The sequence below is a fragment of the Jiella mangrovi genome (genome assembly GCF_017815135.1).
Lineage (GTDB): Bacteria > Pseudomonadota > Alphaproteobacteria > Rhizobiales > Rhizobiaceae > Jiella > Jiella mangrovi.
Genome location: NZ_JAGJCF010000001.1, coordinates 469,584 through 486,795, shown reverse-complemented (window position 1 = coordinate 486,795; position 17,212 = coordinate 469,584). Strand labels below are relative to the sequence as shown.

Here is a 17,212-nt window from a genome sequence, read left to right as displayed (position 1 = left end):
CGACAAGCCAATCTCTCCGGTCACGCCGGGACGGACAAGCTGTCGCAGCCCCGAATCTAGCCGAACACGTCCGCGACGTAGCGGGTCGCCTCGCGCTCGATCTTCTCGGCCCAGGCTTCAGCGGCTTCGCGACTTGCATTCATGGCCTCCTGATAGATGCGCAGGAACGTGTCTCGCACCGCGGCGGCCATCCGCGTGCCGTCGCCGCAGACGAAGACGCGGCCGCCGGCGCGAAACAGCTTGGCGATCTCGGCACGGTCGCGCCAGATCGCATCCTGCACATAAACGACGCCGTCCCCGGGTGTTTCAGAAAACGCCATTCGCAGGGCGACGGCGCCGGCGCCCTGCCAGCGCTCCAGCTCGTCCCGGTAGAGAAAATCCATCTCGGGATCGCGCACCCCGAAGAAGAGGATCGCCCGACCGATCGCCGTCCCGGCCTGCTGCAAGGCGGCGCGCTCTTCGATGAAGCCCCGGAACGGGGCGATGCCGCTGCCGGCACAGACCATGATGATCGGAAGTGTCGGATCCTCAGGCAAATGGAATCCGACCTGACTTGGCCGGACGGCGGCCCCGAAACTGTCTCCCTCGGCAAGGCGCGCCAGAAAGGTCGAAGCGACCCCCTCATGGCGATGAGCGCCGCCCAAGGCGGGCGCGGAGAGGACCGAGACCCTCAGAGCGCAGCGGGCCGGGTCGACGAGCGGCGAGGAGGCGATCGAATATTGCCGGGAGCGCATCGGCGGCATGGCGGCGATGAAGGCGCCGAGGGCGAAGTCGGCCGAGGAAAACCGCTCCAGGAGGTCGAGCAGGGTGACGCGCTTGCCCAGAATTTCCGCCGCATAGGTTTCGGGATCCGACAGGTGCCTGGCGGCTTCCCGTTCCGGCGGGCAGGCGATCGCCTCGACGAGGGCCGCGACCTGACCGGCGGTCGCCGGCTGCTGCAGTTCGAGATAGTCCGCAAACAGGGTTTCGGCCGCCACGGGCCGGTCCACCGGCAGCGAGGACGGCACACCCGGCGCGCCCTTGATGACGATCTCGGCATCGGGCGCGAGGGAAAAGCGCGCCAGGACACGCCGCACCGTCTGGGGCGGATTGCTGGGCAGCACCGCCAGATAGTCGCCGGCGCGATAGCTTATCCCTTGAGGCAGGGCGATTTCGATGTGCCGTTTCGACCGGGCGCCGTCTTTGGTCATGTCGACCAGCTCACGGTTCGTAACGACGGTGGCGCGCTGCATCTCGTCGAGCTTCAGCGCGCGCTCGCGGACGCCGGAGCGAATATCGACCTTGAGAGACGCAAGGTCCCCGCCGCTCGCCTGGCGCCCCTCGGCGCCGGCAAGCGCTGGCCACAGCGCGCCGGACCAGCTTTCGAAATCGCCGAAGATATTGCCGGCGGCATCGCCTTCGCCGCGCGGCAGAAGGGCTTTTGCGCCCGCCTTCGTCAGCGCTTTCTCGACACGTTTGGGGATTGCCTGATAGGTGCGTGCCCATTGCCGATTGCCGCAACCGAAGACGGCGAAGCGGCGCGTGGCGAGCGCGTCCGCCGGCAGATCCTCGATCGCCGCGAGAAAGCGCCCGGCATTGGCGGGGGGCTGGCCTTCGTAGGAGGCCGTGACGAGGATGAGCGGCCCGGCCTTCGGCAGCCCCTCGGCATATTGATCCATCGGAGCGGAGGTTGCCTCATAGCCTTGGGCGACGGCCTCCCCGGCGATGCGCTGGGCGAAGGCTTCGCTGGTGCCCGAATTGCTGCCGTAGAGGATGGTGAGGGGGCCGAGATCGGCCTGCGGCACGGCCGGTTTTGCCGAGGCGACCGACGCCGGGGTCTCGGCAGGGCGCGGGCTTTGCGTTCGCGCCACCGCCCTGTCACCCGTATCGCGGCGGCGCGCATGAATGCGCAGCCCTTTCGGCTTGAGTGTCAGCGTCTCGCTCACCACCAGCGCATAGTCGCAATCGGCGAGCGCGATGTCGAAGCGTTGCAGCATCAAGGCGAGCACCAGCACCGCCTCCTGCATGGCAAAGCCGCGACCGATGCAGGCCCTTTGCCCGTTGCCGAAGGGCTTCCAGGCATTCGGCGGCAGTTTGGCGGCCTGATCCGGGGCGAAGCGTTCCGGCCGGAACTGCTCGGGCGCCTCCCAGACGGCGGGGTCGCGGTGCAGAACGGGCGTCAGAATGAGAAGGACATCCTCCGGCGTGACCTTGTAGCGGCCACCGATCGTCGTCGTCTCGCGCGCATGGACGCCAAAGGCCGGGGCAGTCGGCCACAAGCGCAGCGTCTCCTCGAGGATCTGCTTGAGATAGGAGAGGCGGCCGATATCCTCGAAACGAGGCGTCGAACCCCCGAGCACGTCGTCCACATGTGCCCTGGCTTTGGCCAGAGTTTCGGGATGCTTCAAGAGCAGCCAGGTCGCAAAGCTCAAAAGCCCGCTGGTGGTTTCATGCCCGGCCACCAGAAAGGTGATCATCTGATAGCCGATATTCTCCCGGCTGAGAGTCTCGCCGGTCTCGGGGTCCCTGGCGGTCAGCATGCGGTCGAGGAGGTCGCCGCGTTCGCCGAGACGCGGATCGCGGATGCGCTCTTCGATGAGGCGGTCGGCGACCTCGCGCAGGACCCGCGTGTCGGATTCGAACAGGCGGTTGCGAAGCAGGTTCAAACGGCCGACGCCATGGGGCAGGCGCGCCCGCCGGCCCGACTCCTCCAGCGCCCGGGACATGGCGTTGACGAAGGGATGCAGCTCGCTCTGATAGAAGCTGTTGAAGCGGAAGTCGAAGGCCGAGAGCGCGATCGTGTCGAGTGTGAGACGCGTCATGTTGTCGGCGACGTCGATCACCGCCCCGTCGCCGAAACGCTCCCAGCGCGCCATCATCTGCTCGGCGATGTCGAGCATCCGGTCGAACATCGATCTGAGGCCCAAGGGACCGAAGGCCGGCATCAGCAATCTGTGCGCCTTGCCCCAGTTCGGCTCCTCGTCATAGGCGGTGAAGAGACCGTCGCCGGCCACCGTGCGCGCTTCCTCCAGGGGCCGGTGCAGCGCCTTTTGAAACCGGGTTTCGTCGCATAATTCGTCGGTGAGCGCCTGGCTGCCGACGATGACGAGGCTGTTGCCGGGGATGTCCAGGCGAAACAGGGGGCCATTGGCCTTTGCCAATCGAATCATGCTCTGGACGGGAGCCTCAGGATCGATCTCGGGCAGATTGCCGATCAGTGGCAGGCCCTTCGGGCGCGGAATCACATCGCTCATGGCGTCTCTCGCTCTGCTTGACGGTCGAAGCTTCGACCTGGCGTCTCGCGGGCGCCGGTTCGTTGCGAGGGATATAGGAGCGGGGTGCGCCGATGGAAACCCATGGGTTTCCAATCGACCGCTTCGGCAGCGCGGTCTAAGAGTCGGCCCATGAGCGACGACAAAGCGATCACCGAGCTGCCTCCACCCCTGCTTGAGAGCGCGCTGGCGGAATTCCGGCAGCACGGCTTTGCCGACGCCAATGTCGGGCGTATCGCGTCAGCGGCCGGAATGTCGAAGAAGACGATCTACAGGCATGTGCCGTCGAAGGAGGCGCTTCTCGAAGCGGTGATGCACGCCATGGTGACGAGGTCGGTCGGCCCGGTGACCACCGCCGCTCCCGGCCTTAGCCCGGCCGAGTGGCTGAAGACCTTCATGAAAGCCTTTGCCGCGCTCACCTTCTCCGAACACGGGATCGCGTCCTATCGCGTCGTCATGAGCGAGGCGCAGCGCTTTCCGCATGTCTCGCAGCTTTATGTCCAGACCGTCAAACGCCTCGCGATCAGGCCGCTCGCCGACCAGCTCGCGGCTTACGGCAGGGACGGCAGGATCGACATCAAACAGGCCGAACGGGCTGCGATGATGCTCGTCTCGATGATCGTCGCCGATGGGCTCCGCGATGCGGTTCTGGGTCTCGCCGAGCCGCCCCGAGGGGCTGAGCTGGATGCACTGGTCAATGAGGGCGTCGATATTTTCCTCCAAGGCATCGCCCGTGATCGGCCGCTTGGAGACTTGCCATCCAGGGGGTGATCCTTCGCGCTCGCTTCACCCGACGCAATGAATGAAGGAAGACCGGATCGCCCTCGACGAGCCGCGCCTGTCGGGGCGCTGCCACGAGAATAAAGGCGCCGGGACCATCGGCCTCGAAACCCTTCAGCGCGAGTATCGGACGCGACATCGGCATCGCCCGATCCTCCCGATACCCTTGCTGACGCTCTTTCGCCGACGCAATCGGGGGATGGCTCGACCATCGGGTCGTGCGCCCGTTCCGCATCCACGGCTTCATGCCGGCTTCCGCGATCGCCGCTACCGTGCGCCCGACGGCATCACGCGCCGGTCACGCGCCAGATGACGTCGCCCACATCGTCGGCCATCAGCAGCGACCGGCCGTCCGCGCCGATCGCCACGCCGACGGGGCGCCCATAGGCCAGTTTCTCGTCCTTCGACAGGAAGCCGGAGAGGATGTCGCGAGGCGGTCCGTTCGGCGCGCCCTTCTCGAAGGGAACGAAGATCAGCTTGTAGCCGCTCAGCGTCGCGCGGTTCCACGATCCGTGCTGGCCGATCACCATGCCCTCGCCGAACCCCGGCAAGGTGCCGTCCGGCATCCAGCAGAGGCCGAGCGATGCCGTATGGCCGCCCAGCGCATAATCCGGCTGGATGGCACGGGCGACGAGGTCCGTATCCTGCGGGACGCGATCGTCGACGGTCCTGCTCCAGTAGCAATAGGGCCAGCCGTAAAACCCACCTTCCTGAACGGACGTCAGGTAGTCAGGCGGCGTTTCGTCGCCGAGCCCGTCGCGCTCGTTGACGACGGTCCAGAGCTTTCCCGTCACCGGCTCGAAGGCCATGCCGACGGGGTTTCGCAGCCCGGAGGCGAAGATCCGCGCCTTATCCGTGGCGAGGTCGAGTTCCCAGATCGCCGCGCGGCCCTCTTCCGCCGCCATTCCCTTGTCGCCGATGTTGGACAGCGACCCGACGCCGGCAAAGATCTTCGTGCGATCCGGCGAGACGATCAGGCTGCGGGTCCAGTGCCCGTGCGGTTTGAAGTCGACGAGCTGTTCGCCGTCGCCCGTGAGGCTCGTATCGCCCGGCCGGTAGTCGAAACGCCGAATGCCATCGGTGTTGCCGAGGTAGAACCTGTCGCCGACCAGCGCCATGCCGAAGGGTTGGTTCTGGTTTTGAACGAAGACCTCGCGGCGCTCGGCGACGCCGTCCCCATTCGCGTCACGCCAGAGGGTGACACGATTGGCGCTCTCGCCGATCGCCTTGACGCGGCGCATCGTGGCCTGCTGCGCATGGTCCATGAGGCTGCGCGGCGTCTCCGGCTGCTCCTTCGATTCCGCCACGAGGACGTCGCCATTCGGTAGGACCTCGATCCAGCGGGGATGATCGAGGTTCGATGCAAAGGCATTGACCTTGAGGCCCGGCGCGCAGATGGGCAGGCGACCGTCCTTCCAGCCCTCCGCGGAGGGAAGCTTCAGGGTCATGATGCCCTGTTTCCGCGCCTCCGGAATCTGCGGTGTCAGCCCGACGGCTTGCTGGGCCGGAGAACCGAAGCGCCTGACGCGCGCGACGGCGCCTCCGACGATTTCAGTCGCCTTCGCGACAATTCCCATAGCCGACCGCCTTGTCCTGAGGAGAATATGTGCAGAACGCCAACATCCCTTGGGGAATTGGCAAGAAGATACGGTTTTCACCATGAGCCGAGGCGCCGTCAAGGCGTCTCAGGCGGCCGCGTCGGCCGCGGTCATCGAAACATTGGGCGATCGGGTCGAAGCTCTTTCACGAAGACGGCTCAGAGATCGTCGCGAACTGCGCGAGCCGCGCGCATGGCCGCTTCAACGATGACCGCCGTCTCGTCCGGTCTCGATCTGCGTCAGAAGACGTTGCGCTGCGGCTCCTGCCGCAGCGGCGAGGGGCCACCCGCCTCAAGGGCTTCCTGCGGTTCTGCGCGTCGGCCAGTTGCCTGCGGGCTCTCTGTTGACGGGCCGCGAAGCGGCAGGGTTTCGGCGCGTCGCCGGACCATGTCGACGATGCCGACGAAGGACGCCCCGATATGCGCCCGCATCAAGGCTGCCGCCTCGGCGCTGTCGCGGGCGAGGATGGCATCGAGGATCGCCCGGTGCTCGCGCCGCGATGCTTCGACCCGCGAGGCCTTGGCGCGGAGTTGGGCGCCGCGCCAGGGCAGGGTGCGCAGGCTGAGATCGCCGATCGTCGAGGCGAGAACGCAATTGTGCGCTCCCTGCTGGATCAGCTCGTGGAACCGGGCATTGGCCTCGGCATAGTCGACGCCATCCTTTTCGCCTGCGGCGGTGACGGCTGCGAGCGCTTGGCGCTCCACCTCGTTCATGCGCAGCGCCGCCATTCCCGCCACCAGTGCCGCCAATTCACCGACCGCCTCGAAGAGGTCTTGGATGGCGATGGGATCGAGCCGCTTCACCACGAAGGCGCGGCGGCGGCCACGCTCGACCAGCCCGACGGCGCTGAGGCGCTGCAACGCTTCACGGACGGGCGTGCGCGAGACACCGAACTCCTCGGCAAGTGGCAACTCGTTCAGCGCGTCTCCCGGGCTGAGTTCTCCGGCGATCATTCGCTCGATGATCGCCGCGTAGATGTCGTCGGCCCAACGCCCGGTTGCCTGCATAATCTTCACTCATGCTATAAATTTAGGCTTGCATATGTATACATAACACCTGCAAAGTCGACAGAGAAGATCGAGCGGCACCTCCATCCGTCGCTCGTCTCGATCCGGGCGACGAGAATTCATCGGTCTCCCGACCTTTTGACACGCGGCACCTCTTCATTTCTGGAGTTTTTGCATGACCCGTGACACCGGTGAAAAGATCGATCACAAGGCCGTCCTGGCGGCGCAACTGTCAAACCGGATCGGGAGGCGGAGCTTCCTCAAGGGGGTCGGCGTCGGTGCGGGTGCACTGGCCTCCGCCGGCCTCGGCTTGACCCCGGACCTCGCCCGCGCCGATCAGGCCGGCCACATCCGGATCGCCTCGCTGTCGCACATCGACACGCTCGACCCGCATTTCACCTTCTTCCTGTCGGCCGTTCAGATCATCAACAACATCCATAACGGCCTGTTGAAAGTGACCTTCGACGGCGAGGCGGTGAAGTTCGAGCCCGACCTCGCCGCGAGCTGGGACATGGAAGACGACACGACCCATCTCTTCAAGCTGCATGAGGGCGTGAAATTCCACGACGGAACCGCCTGCGACGCGGAGGCGGTGAAATATTCGCTGATGCGGGTGAAGTCGGGCGATCCGAAGTCGCCCCATGCCTGGAAGCTCGAACTGCTCGACGAGATCGAGATCGTCGATCCTTTGACGCTGCGGCTGAAATTCTCCAAGCCCTACGCTTTCCTGCCCGTCGCGCTGACGGGCTCCACCGGTAGAGCCGGCACCATCGTCAGCCCGGCGGCCGTCGAGAAATACGGCATGGACTACGGCCGCAATCCGGTCGGCACAGGCCCGTTCAAATTCGTCAGCTGGAAGGACAACGACTCGATCGAGCTCGAAGCCAATCCGGACTATTTCGAAGCTGGCATGCCGAAGCTCGCCAAGGCCTCCTTCATGCTGATCAACGAGCCGAGCACGGCCGTCGCCGCCCTCGTCTCCGGCCAGATCGAGGGCATGAACGACTGCCCCCTACAGCTCGTCAATCAGGTCAAGCAGGTGCCGACGGTCAATCTCTATGGCGGGGTCGAAGGCAACTACACCTATGTCGGCATGAACACCCGCAAGGCGCCCTTCGACGACGTCAATCTGCGCCGCGCCGTCGCCTTCGCCATCGACCGCGACGCCGTGGTCAAGCAGGGCTATTTCGGCCTCGCCCAGGAGGCGTACACGCCGATCTCGCCGCCGATGACCGGCTTCTACGACCCCAACATCGCCGACAGCGGCCGTGGCCAGTGGTTCGACCTCGAAAAGGCCAAGGCGTTCCGCGCCAAGGCGAAGACGCAGGGCGACATCGAGGTCACCTATCTCATGACCGAGGACGGCCCGGGCGGCACCCGCGTCGCCCAGACGCTTGCGCCCATGCTGGCCGAGATCGGCATCAAGGTGAAGCTCGAACTGCTCGAACCGGCCGCCTGGGTAAAGCGAATGAAGGACGGCGACTTCGAGATGCTCGACTTCCGCTGGTGGGCCGATCTCGACCCCGAGGAGACGCTTTATCCGGAATTCAAGTCCGGCGGATCCTGGAACTACTGGGGCTGGGACAATGCGGAGTTCGACCGGCTCTGCGCCGAGGCCGGCGCGATCATCGATACCGAGAAGCGAGCCGAACTCTACCGGAAGGCCGAAGATCATCTGATGGACGAGGCGCCGGTCGCCATGCTCGCGCACATTCCGGTCTACAAGGCTTTCGCCAAGAAGGTCGAAGGCTTCCAATACGTGCCCTGCGACCTCGTCAACCTGCATACGGTGAGCATCGCCTGATGCTTTCCCAGGCCGCAGGCAAGATCGCCCAGACCCTGGTCGTTCTCCTGATCGTCTCGATCGCGAGCTTCTCTCTTCTGAAGCTCGCGCCGGGCGATCCCGTCCTGCTGATGCTCGGCTCCGAGTTCGACCAGGCGAGCTACGATTCGCTCAACCATGCCCTCGGGCTCGATCAGCCGATGATCGTCCAATATGCCCAATGGCTCGGCAATTTCGTCACCGGCGACTGGGGTGTCTCCTATGTCGCCCGCGCCGACATCTTCAATCTCGTCGTCAGGGAGGCGCTGCCCGTCACCTTGACGCTGACCGCCTGTTCGCTCGGTCTCGCGATCCTCGTCGGCGTGCCGGTCGGGGTTCTGTCGGCGGTCAAGAAGGATACGGCCTGGGACGCCGGCGCCGCGGTCTTCGCGCTGACCGGGACGGCCTTTCCCTCCTTCTTCCTCGGCATCCTCCTGATCTGGTTCCTCGGGGTGAAGTTCGGCGCGTTTCCGGTGATGGGCTTCGTGCCGCCCTGGGAGGATTTCTGGGCCGGGCTCTACCATCTCGTTCTGCCCTCGATCACGCTCTCGACCTTCTTCATCGGCATGATCGTGCGGGTGACCCGCGCCGCCCTCGTGGAGGTCCTCGACCAGCCCTACATCACCGCCGCGAGAGCCCGAGGCGAGCCCGGCTGGCGGGTCGTCTGGGTGCATGGCGTGCGCAACATCATGATGCCGGTCGTGACCGTCATCGGCCTGCAGCTCGGCGGCATCCTGCAGGGCGCCGTCCTGACCGAGACGGTGTTCTCGATGCCGGGCATCGGCCAGATGCTGACCAACGCCGTGCTCGGGCGGGAATACATGCTCGTCCAGGCCGGCGTGATGCTGACGGCGGTCATGTTCATCCTCGTCAATCTCCTCGTCGATCTCTCCTATCCCCTGCTCGATCCGAGACTGAGACCGCGCTGATGGCCGTGAGCGAAGCCTCCCTCGATCCCTCCGTCGTTCCGGCCGAAAAGGCCGCGGGCACTACGAAGAAACCGCGGCGCCGCAGCGTCTTCTTGCGCCGTCCATTCTTCAGTCTCGCCCTTCTCGTGGCGCTCGGCTTCGTCGTCTGCGCCGTCTTCGCGCCCTATATCGCGCCCTACGATCCAACCGTTCAGTCCATCGAGGCGATGATGCAGCCACCCGGCGGCGCACATCTCCTCGGCACGGACAGCTTCGGCAAGGACATCTTGAGCCGCATCATCTTCGGCGCGCGCTATGCCCTGACCATCGGCGTCTTCGCCGTCCTGATCGGTGCTTGCGGCGGGCTGGTGCTCGGTGTCGCGGCCGGGCTTTCCACCGGCTGGCTCGAATGGGCGCTGATGCGCCTCATCGATTCCATCCTGGCGCTGCCGTCCCTCATCCTCGCCATCGCCGTCATCGCGATCCTCGGCCAGGGCGTCGACAAGGTGATCCTCGCCGTCGGCATCTCGCTCGTCGGGCCGTTCTCGCGCACGGTCCGCTCGGACGTCCTGCAGGTGAAGGCGCAGCTCTTCATCGAGGCCGCCCATCTGATGAGCATTCCGCGGCTGACGGTCATCCGCCGGCACATCCTGCCCAACGTCTTCTTCCCGCTGCTCGTCCAGATCACCGTCAGGATCTCCGAGGCGATCCTCGTTTCCTCCTCCCTGTCCTTTCTCGGCATCGGCGTCAGCCCGCCGACCCCCGATTGGGGCCTGATGATCGCCGAGGGGCGCGGCTTCGTCAGCTTCGCGCCCTGGATGTCGGGGATGCCGGGCATGGCGCTCGCGATCCTCCTCGTCGCGCTGGCCATCGTCGGCGACGCCGTTAGGGAAGAGTTCGACCCCAAGATGAAGCGTGCCCAATGACCGCTCCCGATGCTCATCAGGCCGCTGCCGGCGATGCCCTCCCGCTCCTTGCCGTCGAGGGGCTGACCCTCGAACGCGGGCCGAGCCGCATTCTCGACGGCGTCTCCCTGACGCTCGGCCGCGGCGAGACGCTGGCGCTGGTCGGCGAGAGCGGCGCCGGCAAGTCCACCATCGCCTTCGCCCTGATGGGGCTGATCGGCAAGGGCGAGGCGAAGATCGCCGGGCGGATGCGCTTCGACGAAGTGGAGGATCTCGTCTCCCTCAACGAGCGCGGCTGGGGCCGGCTGCGCGGTCGGCGCATCGCCATGGTGTTTCAGGACGCCGGCGCGGCGCTCGACCCGTGCTACACCGTCGGCGGCCAGCTCGTCTCGGTTTTGCGCCGCCAGCTGGGCCTTTCACGGGCGAAAGCCCGCGAAAGGGCGCTGGAGCTGCTCGAAGGCGTCGGCATCAACGATGCCGAGGCTCGGCTTTCGGCCTATCCGCACGAGCTCTCCGGCGGCATGCAGCAGCGCGTGATGGTGGCGATCGCCCTTGCCTGCAATCCCGAGCTTCTCCTTGCCGACGAGCCGACCTCGGCGCTCGACGTCACCATCCAGGCCCAGATCATCCGGCTGATCCTGACCGAGATCCGGGCGAGGGGAGCGAGCTGCGTCTTCGTCCTCCACGATCTCGCTCTCGCCAGCCAGTCCTGCGACAAGATCGTCGTCCTTTATGCCGGCCAGGTCATGGAGGCCGGCCCCTCGCGGGGCATTCTCGAACATCCCCGCCACCCCTATACGCGGCTGCTCAAGTCCTGCGTCCTCGAAATCGGCACCGAGACGCTCGACCCGCCCGAAGGCGGTGTCCCGAGCTATGGGGACATGCCCGCCGGCTGCCGTTTCGCCACCCGCTGCCCGAACGCTTTGCCGCGCTGCTTTGCCGAACGCCCCGTCCTTGCGGCCGAAGGGGAGAGGCTGATCGCCTGCTTCAACCCGGAGCCGCGCCAATGACGAAGCCTGGCACGGCAGCTCCGGCCGCTTCCCCGGCGCAAGGGACAAACGCACCCGGCACGGGCGCGTCCGATCGTCCCGTCTTCGAGCTCCTCGATGTCGAAAAGCGCTTCACCGTCAGCCGCCCGGCGGGCTTCCTGAAGCGCGAGAAGCGTTCGCTCGCCGCGCTCGACGGCGTGCGTCTGACGGTCCGGCGGGGCGCCTCGATCGCACTCGTCGGCGAAAGCGGCTCGGGCAAGTCGACGCTTTTGCGCGTCCTCCTGGGCCTCGCCGAGCCGAGCGACGGCAAGGCCTTGTATCTCGGCCAGCCGGTGAAGGAGGTGCGGGCGAAAAGCCGCGATTTCGCCCGCTCGGTCGCGATGATCTATCAGGACGCCCGCGCCTCGCTCGATCCGCGCATGACGGTGTCGGCGCTGATCGCCGAGCCGCTTCTGCATTTCGGCCTTTGCGGCCGCGAGGCGGTGGGCGAGCGCGTCGCCGCGCTGCTCACCCGCGTCGGCCTGCCGGCGGAGATCGCCGGGCGCTATCCCGCCGCCCTGTCGGGTGGTCAGGTGCGTCGCGTCGCCATCGCCAGGGCGCTCGCCGCCGAGCCGACGGTGCTGATCGCCGACGAGGCGGTGTCGGGCCTCGACGTCTCCACCCAGGCGCAGCTTCTCAACCTGTTGCGCGGCCTGAAGCGCGAGATGGGGCTGACGCTCCTGTTCATCACCCATGATCTCGGCGTGGCGAGCTATCTCTGCGAGGAGATCGCCATCATGTATCTCGGCCGCATCGTCGAGACCGGCCCGACGGACGCCGTCCTCTCGGCGCCGGCCCATCCCTATTCCCTGGCGCTCAGACGCGCCGCGCCGGAGTTCTTCGCGCCGATCACCGATCCCTTGGAGGGCGAGATTCCGAGCCCGCTCGATCTGCCGCCCGGCTGTCGATTCGCCACCCGCTGCCCCTTCGTCGAGGACGACTGCCGCAGCGCCGAGCCGATCCTCGCTCCCGTCGCGCGCGGCCGGACCGTCGCCTGCCGCCATCCCTTGAACGCCGAAGATTCTCCCGTCTCGCCGCAGATGCCGGCCCCGGCCGTCACCCACGCAGTCGGATCGCGGCCCGGCGAAGGCGCCGAGGTCTCCGCGTGAGCGCATGCCGCGACGAAGGGCCGTTGCGCTGCCCCACCGGCGCGGGCTGATGCCATGCCGCCCGTCGCGGCTACGGCATCGATCTTACTTCGCGCCGAATGACCGCTATCTCCCCGGCACCGCGCCGGCTTCCTGCAACTGAACGATCAGGGACGCCATGTTCGACTTCTTTTCCGGCCGCCGCCCGTCCACCTATACCGGCCGCGCGATGATCGCCACATCCCATCCGCTGGCGACGGCGGCGGGGCTCGAAGTGCTCCAGGCCGGCGGCAACGCCGTCGATGCGGGATTGGCGGCCCTTGCCGTCCAATGCGTCGTCGATCCCCTGATGACCGGCATCGGCGGCGACTGTTTCGCGCTCTATGCCCCGGCGGGTGAGTTGCCGAAGGCGCTCAACGGCTCGGGCCGCGCGCCGGCGGCCGCCTCGATCGAGGCGATGCGCGGCGCCGGCCATTCCGACGAAATTCCCCAGACGAGCCCCCATGCGGTGACGATCCCGGGAGCCATATCGGCCTGGTGCCGGCTGTCGGCCGATCACGGCTCCATGCCGCTTTCGAGGGTCTTCGAACGGGCGATCGGCTATGGCCGGGACGGCTATGTGGTGACGCCACGCGTCGCCATGGACTGGGCGAACAACGCCGCCCTGATTTCGGGCGACGAGCATGCCCGCGCGGTGTTCATGGCGGATGGCTCCTCGCCGCAGCCCGGCAGCCGCCACGCCCAGCCGCTCCTCGCCGACCGTCTGGCGGAGATCGCCGAAAGCGGCGCGGCGGGCTTTTACGCGGGCGCGACCGGAAAGAGCATGGCCGCCCATCTGAAGAGCCTCGGCGGCCTGCACACGCCGGAAGACTTCGCCGCCGGGAAGGACGCGGCGCACTGGGTTTCGCCGATCTCCGCCAATTACCGGGGCATCGACGTCTACGAATGTCCACCCAACGGCCAAGGCCTCGCCGCCCTGATCATCCTGAAGATCCTCGAAGGCTTCGATATGGCGGCGATGGACGAGGCCGAGCGCTGCCATATCCACGCCGAGGCGACCAAGATCGCCTATCACCACCGCGACGCTCTCATCGCCGACCCCGACTCATGCCCCGGCCTCGCCGACACGCTTTTGAGCGAGGCGGCGATCGCGGCGATGCGGGCGCGGATCGATCCGGCCCGGGCCGGACGGCCCGCCCTCTGGGACGAGCCGGCGCATGAGGACACGATCTATCTCTGCGTCGTCGACGAGGCGGGCAATGCCCTGTCCTTGATCAACTCGCTGTTCCACGGCTTCGGCTCGACGCGGCTCGACCCGCGAACCGGCGTCCTGTTCCAGAGCCGCGGCGCGTCCTTCCGGCTGATTCCCGGCCATCCCAACGCGATCGCCCCGAACAAGCGGCCGATGCATACGATCATCCCGGGTATGGTGGCGAAGGAGGGCCGCGTGATCATGCCCTTCGGCGTCATGGGCGGCCATTATCAGGCGGCCGGCCATGCCAATCTTCTCGTCAACGCCTTCGACCGGGGGATGTCGCTGCAGGAGGCCATGGACGAGCCGCGTAGCTTCGCCTTTGGCGGCGAGCTCCAGATCGAGCCCGGCTTCGCGCAAGCGACCCGCACGGCACTCGCTGAGAAAGGTCACGCCCTGTCGGTCGCAACGAGCCCGATCGGCGGCAGCCAGGCGATCTTAATCCACGCCTCCTGCCTCGAAGGCGGCACCGAGAGCCGCAAGGACGGCATGGCCCTCGGCTTCTGATCCTTCCGGTCCCGGCAGCAGACCCGGCGATCCTGCAAGTGCTGAATGCGCTGTGACCGCGGGCCGCGCGGCCACCCGGGATGCTGCTGTCGATGCTGGGGGCGGCGATCAGGCACGAGGTCTGGCGCCAGCAATCGTCGATTGGCGCCGGAATGCGGAACTTGCGCGAGGCGCCGAATCTGCCGGCCGGCAAGTCGAGCGACCGGCCGGGCGAGCCGTTTCTTGGCACAGGGAAATGCTCGCAGGGGCCCGCCGTGGCCGCGCTTGCCAACGCCGAGCACGATGCGGCGGGCATCAGGATTTACGACTTGCCCTGTACGCCGGAGCGCCTGCGAGCAGCGCTTTGTGTCGTCTGAGCCGGCCAATCCGGTAGGTCGATGGTTTGAGCCGCATCGTCGAGCTGTCGCAGCCGCTGGATCTCCTGGGACAGGGCCGGCTGACTGATGCCGAGCCGCCGGCCGCGCGACCGAAGTTCAGCTCCTGCGACAGCACAGCGAAAGACGGCAGAAGTCTCCGATCCATGCCGCTATATGAAGTCTATAAGATTATCTGATTTGACTATCGCCTCGTATAGGAGGATTGCCGTTTGATCAAACGGCCCGGGAGGGCCGGATGCGGGCAGATGATCCGATGGAGAGCCATTGCAGATGGTGGGCCAGCCTACAGCATCGGCCCAAAAATCGGAATGGATTCGTGGAAAGCACGATGCGTAGATTCAATAGGTTAGAGCGTTCTTTGTGCGTCCATTGGGACGCACGGCGCTCTAACGTCCTTCTGGTGACGGTGGATCAGTCGCCGGGTCGTCTTCTCGACTGCGCCGGCCATCCGGTCATCGAGACGCCGACGCTCGACGCGCTGGCTGAGAGCTGCGTGGCCGGTTTCGAGCCGCCGCCAAGGACGATGTGCGATACGCGTGGCCTGGGCGGCCAGCGCAAGCTGCACTACCCGCCGCCGCCGCTCGACCTCAGCGACGCCCTCGTGGGGACGGCGTGATGCGACGAGCACCCCAGCGAACGCGATTGCCGCTCGACCCTTCACGCACCTTGAAGTGTGTGCCCGCCGGCTGAGACCGGCCGTTCTCCCAAGATATCTGTTCCGCGTCCCCTCATGTCCTCTGTCTCGACTTTCCGAACCAATTCGACCCGCTCGCTGCCATCCGCGATGCGGATGCTGGCGCACAAGGTCTCGCTGCAGCAGCGGCTGTCGATCCTGATCCGCCGCAGCGAGGTCTGGCTGGTCCTCGCGGCGTTCTGCGTCGGGAGCGTTTCGGGCCTCGGGGTCGTGGCCATCAGCACCTCCGCCCACGGGATCCAGATGCTCCTGTTCGCCATCGGTCCGCAGGAGCGGCTCAGCGCCATTGGTGAGATGACGTGGGGCCTGTCGCTGCTGGCGCCGTTCGCCGGCGGACTGGCACTGCTCGGGCTCGCCGTCTGGACCAAGCGGCAGGGCCGAGCGCCTCTCGATCCGGTCGAATCGAACGCCCTGCACGGCGGCAAGATGTCGATGCGCGACAGTCTCCTGATCGTCGCCCAGACGATTGCCTCAAACGGCGCCGGCGCGTCGGTCGGGTTGGAGGCGGCCTATACGCAGCTCGGCGGCGCCTTCGGCTCCAAGCTCGGCAAATACGTCCATGCGCGCCGCGGCGACATGCGGCTGCTCGTCGGCTGCGGCGCGGCCGGCGCCATTGCGGCGGCCTTCGGCACGCCGCTCGCCGGAGCATTCTACGCCTTCGAGCTGATCATCGGCACCTACACCATCGCCTCGCTCGCCCCGGTCATGGCGGCGGCGATCGCCGCGGTCGGCGTGACGTCGCTGATCGGCGGCCACACTGTCATGGTGCACGTTCCGCTCGACCACGCCGTCACGTCCTCGGAGTTCGTCTCCCTCATGGTGCTGGCGATCGTCACGGCCGGGTGCGGAATCCTGGTCATGGTGCTGGTCTCGGCCATCGAACGGGCCTATTCGCGCCTCGGCGTCGCCCAGCTCTACCGGCCGCTCATCGGCGGCCTCCTGCTCATCCCGATCGTCATGGAGGTGCCGCAGGCGCTTTCGGCCGGCCACGGCGCGATGGGGCTCGTGCTCCAACAGGCTCCGATCCAGATGGGTGTGCTCGCCCTGATGATCGGCGGCAAGGCGCTGGCAGCGGCCGTGTCGCTGGGCTCCGGTTTCCGCGGCGGCCTCTTCTTCGCGTCCCTGCTACTCGGCACGCTGATCGGCCAGCTGTTCTTTCTCGTGGGGGATGCCTTCTTTCCGCACACGCTCGGCGATCCGACCCTCGCGGCGACGGTCGGGATGGCCGGCATGGCGGCGGCGATCGTCGGCGGCCCTTTGACGATGGGGTTTCTCGCTTTCGAACTCTATGGCAGCCTGCCGGTGGCGACGGTCGTTCTGGCGGCCGCCGGGCTTGCCTCGCTCGTCGTCCGGGCGACCTTCGGCTACTCCTTCACGACCTGGCGCTTTCACCTGCGCGGCGAAACGATCCGCAGCGCCCACGATGTCGGGCTGGTGCGTAATCTCACGGTCGGGCGCTTGATGCGCCGCGACGTCAAGACCGTGCGTGACGATGCCGGCCTCAAGGAATTCTGCCGGTCGTTCCCGCTCGGTTCGTCCAAGAGCGTCATCGCCGTCGACGATTTCGGTAACTACGCAGGCATGGTGTCGGTTTCGGATGCCTTCGCAGCCTTCGCGGCCGATCCCGACGCAAGGCTCGATGCGGTTCTCGCCCAGCGCGACGTCTGGCTGCAGCCGCAGATGTCGGCGCGGCAGGCCTCGCGCGCCTTCGAACGAAACGTCTGCGATACGCTCGCCGTCGTCTCCGACGCCGCCAAGCCGAACCTCCTTGGAATGCTCAGCGAGAGCCATTTGCTGCGCCGCTACGCCGAGGAGGTCGACAAGGTCCGCGTCGACATGATGGGCCCCCAGCGCGGCCGCTCGACAGAGACACCACGGCGGGCAAGGCCGGCCGCGTAGAGAAGATCGCCGCCAACAGCGATGCGGGCCGCGCGCTCTACCCTCGGCGGCGACGCCGACGTCGCACGGTTGTTGCCCTCTGACTATCTCGCCACG

The 17,212-nt window shown here is 66.7% G+C and carries 13 protein-coding genes; 10 read left to right on the top strand and 3 right to left on the bottom strand.

The annotated features are described in order from the left end of the window. Positions 1–56: 56 nt before the first annotated feature. The gene (locus J6595_RS02280; RefSeq protein ID WP_209592819.1) at positions 57–3,233 is read right to left on the bottom strand and encodes a bifunctional cytochrome P450/NADPH--P450 reductase; all 3,177 of its coding nucleotides are present in this window, start codon (positions 3,231–3,233) and stop codon (positions 57–59) included. Between the two features lie 150 nt (positions 3,234–3,383). Between J6595_RS02280 and J6595_RS02275 the strand changes: the two genes are divergently transcribed. Continuing rightward, a complete protein-coding gene (locus tag J6595_RS02275; protein ID WP_209592818.1) occupies positions 3,384–4,022 on the top strand; it encodes a TetR/AcrR family transcriptional regulator in 639 nt (212 codons plus the stop codon). 296 nt (positions 4,023–4,318) lie between these two features. Here J6595_RS02275 and J6595_RS02270 read toward each other — a convergent pair whose 3' ends face one another. Next, positions 4,319–5,608, bottom strand: coding sequence for a PQQ-dependent sugar dehydrogenase (locus J6595_RS02270; RefSeq protein WP_209592817.1), 1,290 nt, complete (start codon positions 5,606–5,608; stop codon positions 4,319–4,321). Positions 5,609–5,868: 260 nt separating this feature from the next. Then, positions 5,869–6,636: a GntR family transcriptional regulator gene (locus J6595_RS02265; RefSeq protein WP_209592816.1), complete on the bottom strand. Its 768-nt coding sequence runs from the start codon at positions 6,634–6,636 to the stop codon at positions 5,869–5,871. A 175-nt stretch (positions 6,637–6,811) separates the two neighbouring features. On the opposite strand from J6595_RS02265, the gene J6595_RS02260 reads away from it, so the two are divergent. The 9 genes from J6595_RS02260 (at position 6,812) to J6595_RS02220 (ending at position 17,116) form a co-directional block, all read left to right on the top strand. Beyond that, positions 6,812–8,440 (top strand): ABC transporter substrate-binding protein, encoded by a 1,629-nt coding sequence (locus J6595_RS02260; protein ID WP_209592815.1) that lies wholly within the window; start codon positions 6,812–6,814, stop codon positions 8,438–8,440. Beyond that, positions 8,440–9,387 carry an ABC transporter permease gene (locus J6595_RS02255; protein ID WP_209592814.1) on the top strand — a complete coding sequence of 316 codons (948 nt, stop codon included), beginning with the start codon at positions 8,440–8,442 and terminating at the stop codon, positions 9,385–9,387. The genes J6595_RS02260 and J6595_RS02255 overlap by 1 nt, the downstream gene beginning before the upstream one ends. Next, positions 9,387–10,292, top strand: a complete 906-nt coding sequence (locus J6595_RS02250) for an ABC transporter permease (protein ID WP_209592813.1) — start codon at positions 9,387–9,389, stop codon at positions 10,290–10,292. The genes J6595_RS02255 and J6595_RS02250 overlap by 1 nt, the downstream gene beginning before the upstream one ends. Further along, on the top strand, positions 10,289–11,281 hold the full coding sequence (locus tag J6595_RS02245) for an ABC transporter ATP-binding protein (protein ID WP_209592812.1): 993 nt from the start codon (positions 10,289–10,291) through the stop codon (positions 11,279–11,281). Before J6595_RS02250 ends, J6595_RS02245 begins: the two co-directional genes overlap by 4 nt. Continuing rightward, on the top strand, positions 11,278–12,408 hold the full coding sequence (locus J6595_RS02240) for an oligopeptide/dipeptide ABC transporter ATP-binding protein (protein ID WP_209592811.1): 1,131 nt from the start codon (positions 11,278–11,280) through the stop codon (positions 12,406–12,408). Before J6595_RS02245 ends, J6595_RS02240 begins: the two co-directional genes overlap by 4 nt. 157 nt (positions 12,409–12,565) lie before the next feature. After that, the gene (locus J6595_RS02235) at positions 12,566–14,146 is read left to right on the top strand and encodes a gamma-glutamyltransferase family protein (RefSeq protein ID WP_245197535.1); all 1,581 of its coding nucleotides are present in this window, start codon (positions 12,566–12,568) and stop codon (positions 14,144–14,146) included. Positions 14,147–14,226: 80 nt separating this feature from the next. Beyond that, the gene (locus J6595_RS22925; protein ID WP_209592810.1) at positions 14,227–14,502 is read left to right on the top strand and encodes a hypothetical protein; all 276 of its coding nucleotides are present in this window, start codon (positions 14,227–14,229) and stop codon (positions 14,500–14,502) included. A 349-nt stretch (positions 14,503–14,851) separates the two neighbouring features. Next, positions 14,852–15,139 (top strand): hypothetical protein, encoded by a 288-nt coding sequence (locus tag J6595_RS02225; RefSeq protein ID WP_209592809.1) that lies wholly within the window; start codon positions 14,852–14,854, stop codon positions 15,137–15,139. Between the two features lie 174 nt (positions 15,140–15,313). Beyond that, positions 15,314–17,116: a chloride channel protein gene (locus tag J6595_RS02220; RefSeq protein WP_209592808.1), complete on the top strand. Its 1,803-nt coding sequence runs from the start codon at positions 15,314–15,316 to the stop codon at positions 17,114–17,116. Positions 17,117–17,212 lie beyond the last annotated feature (96 nt).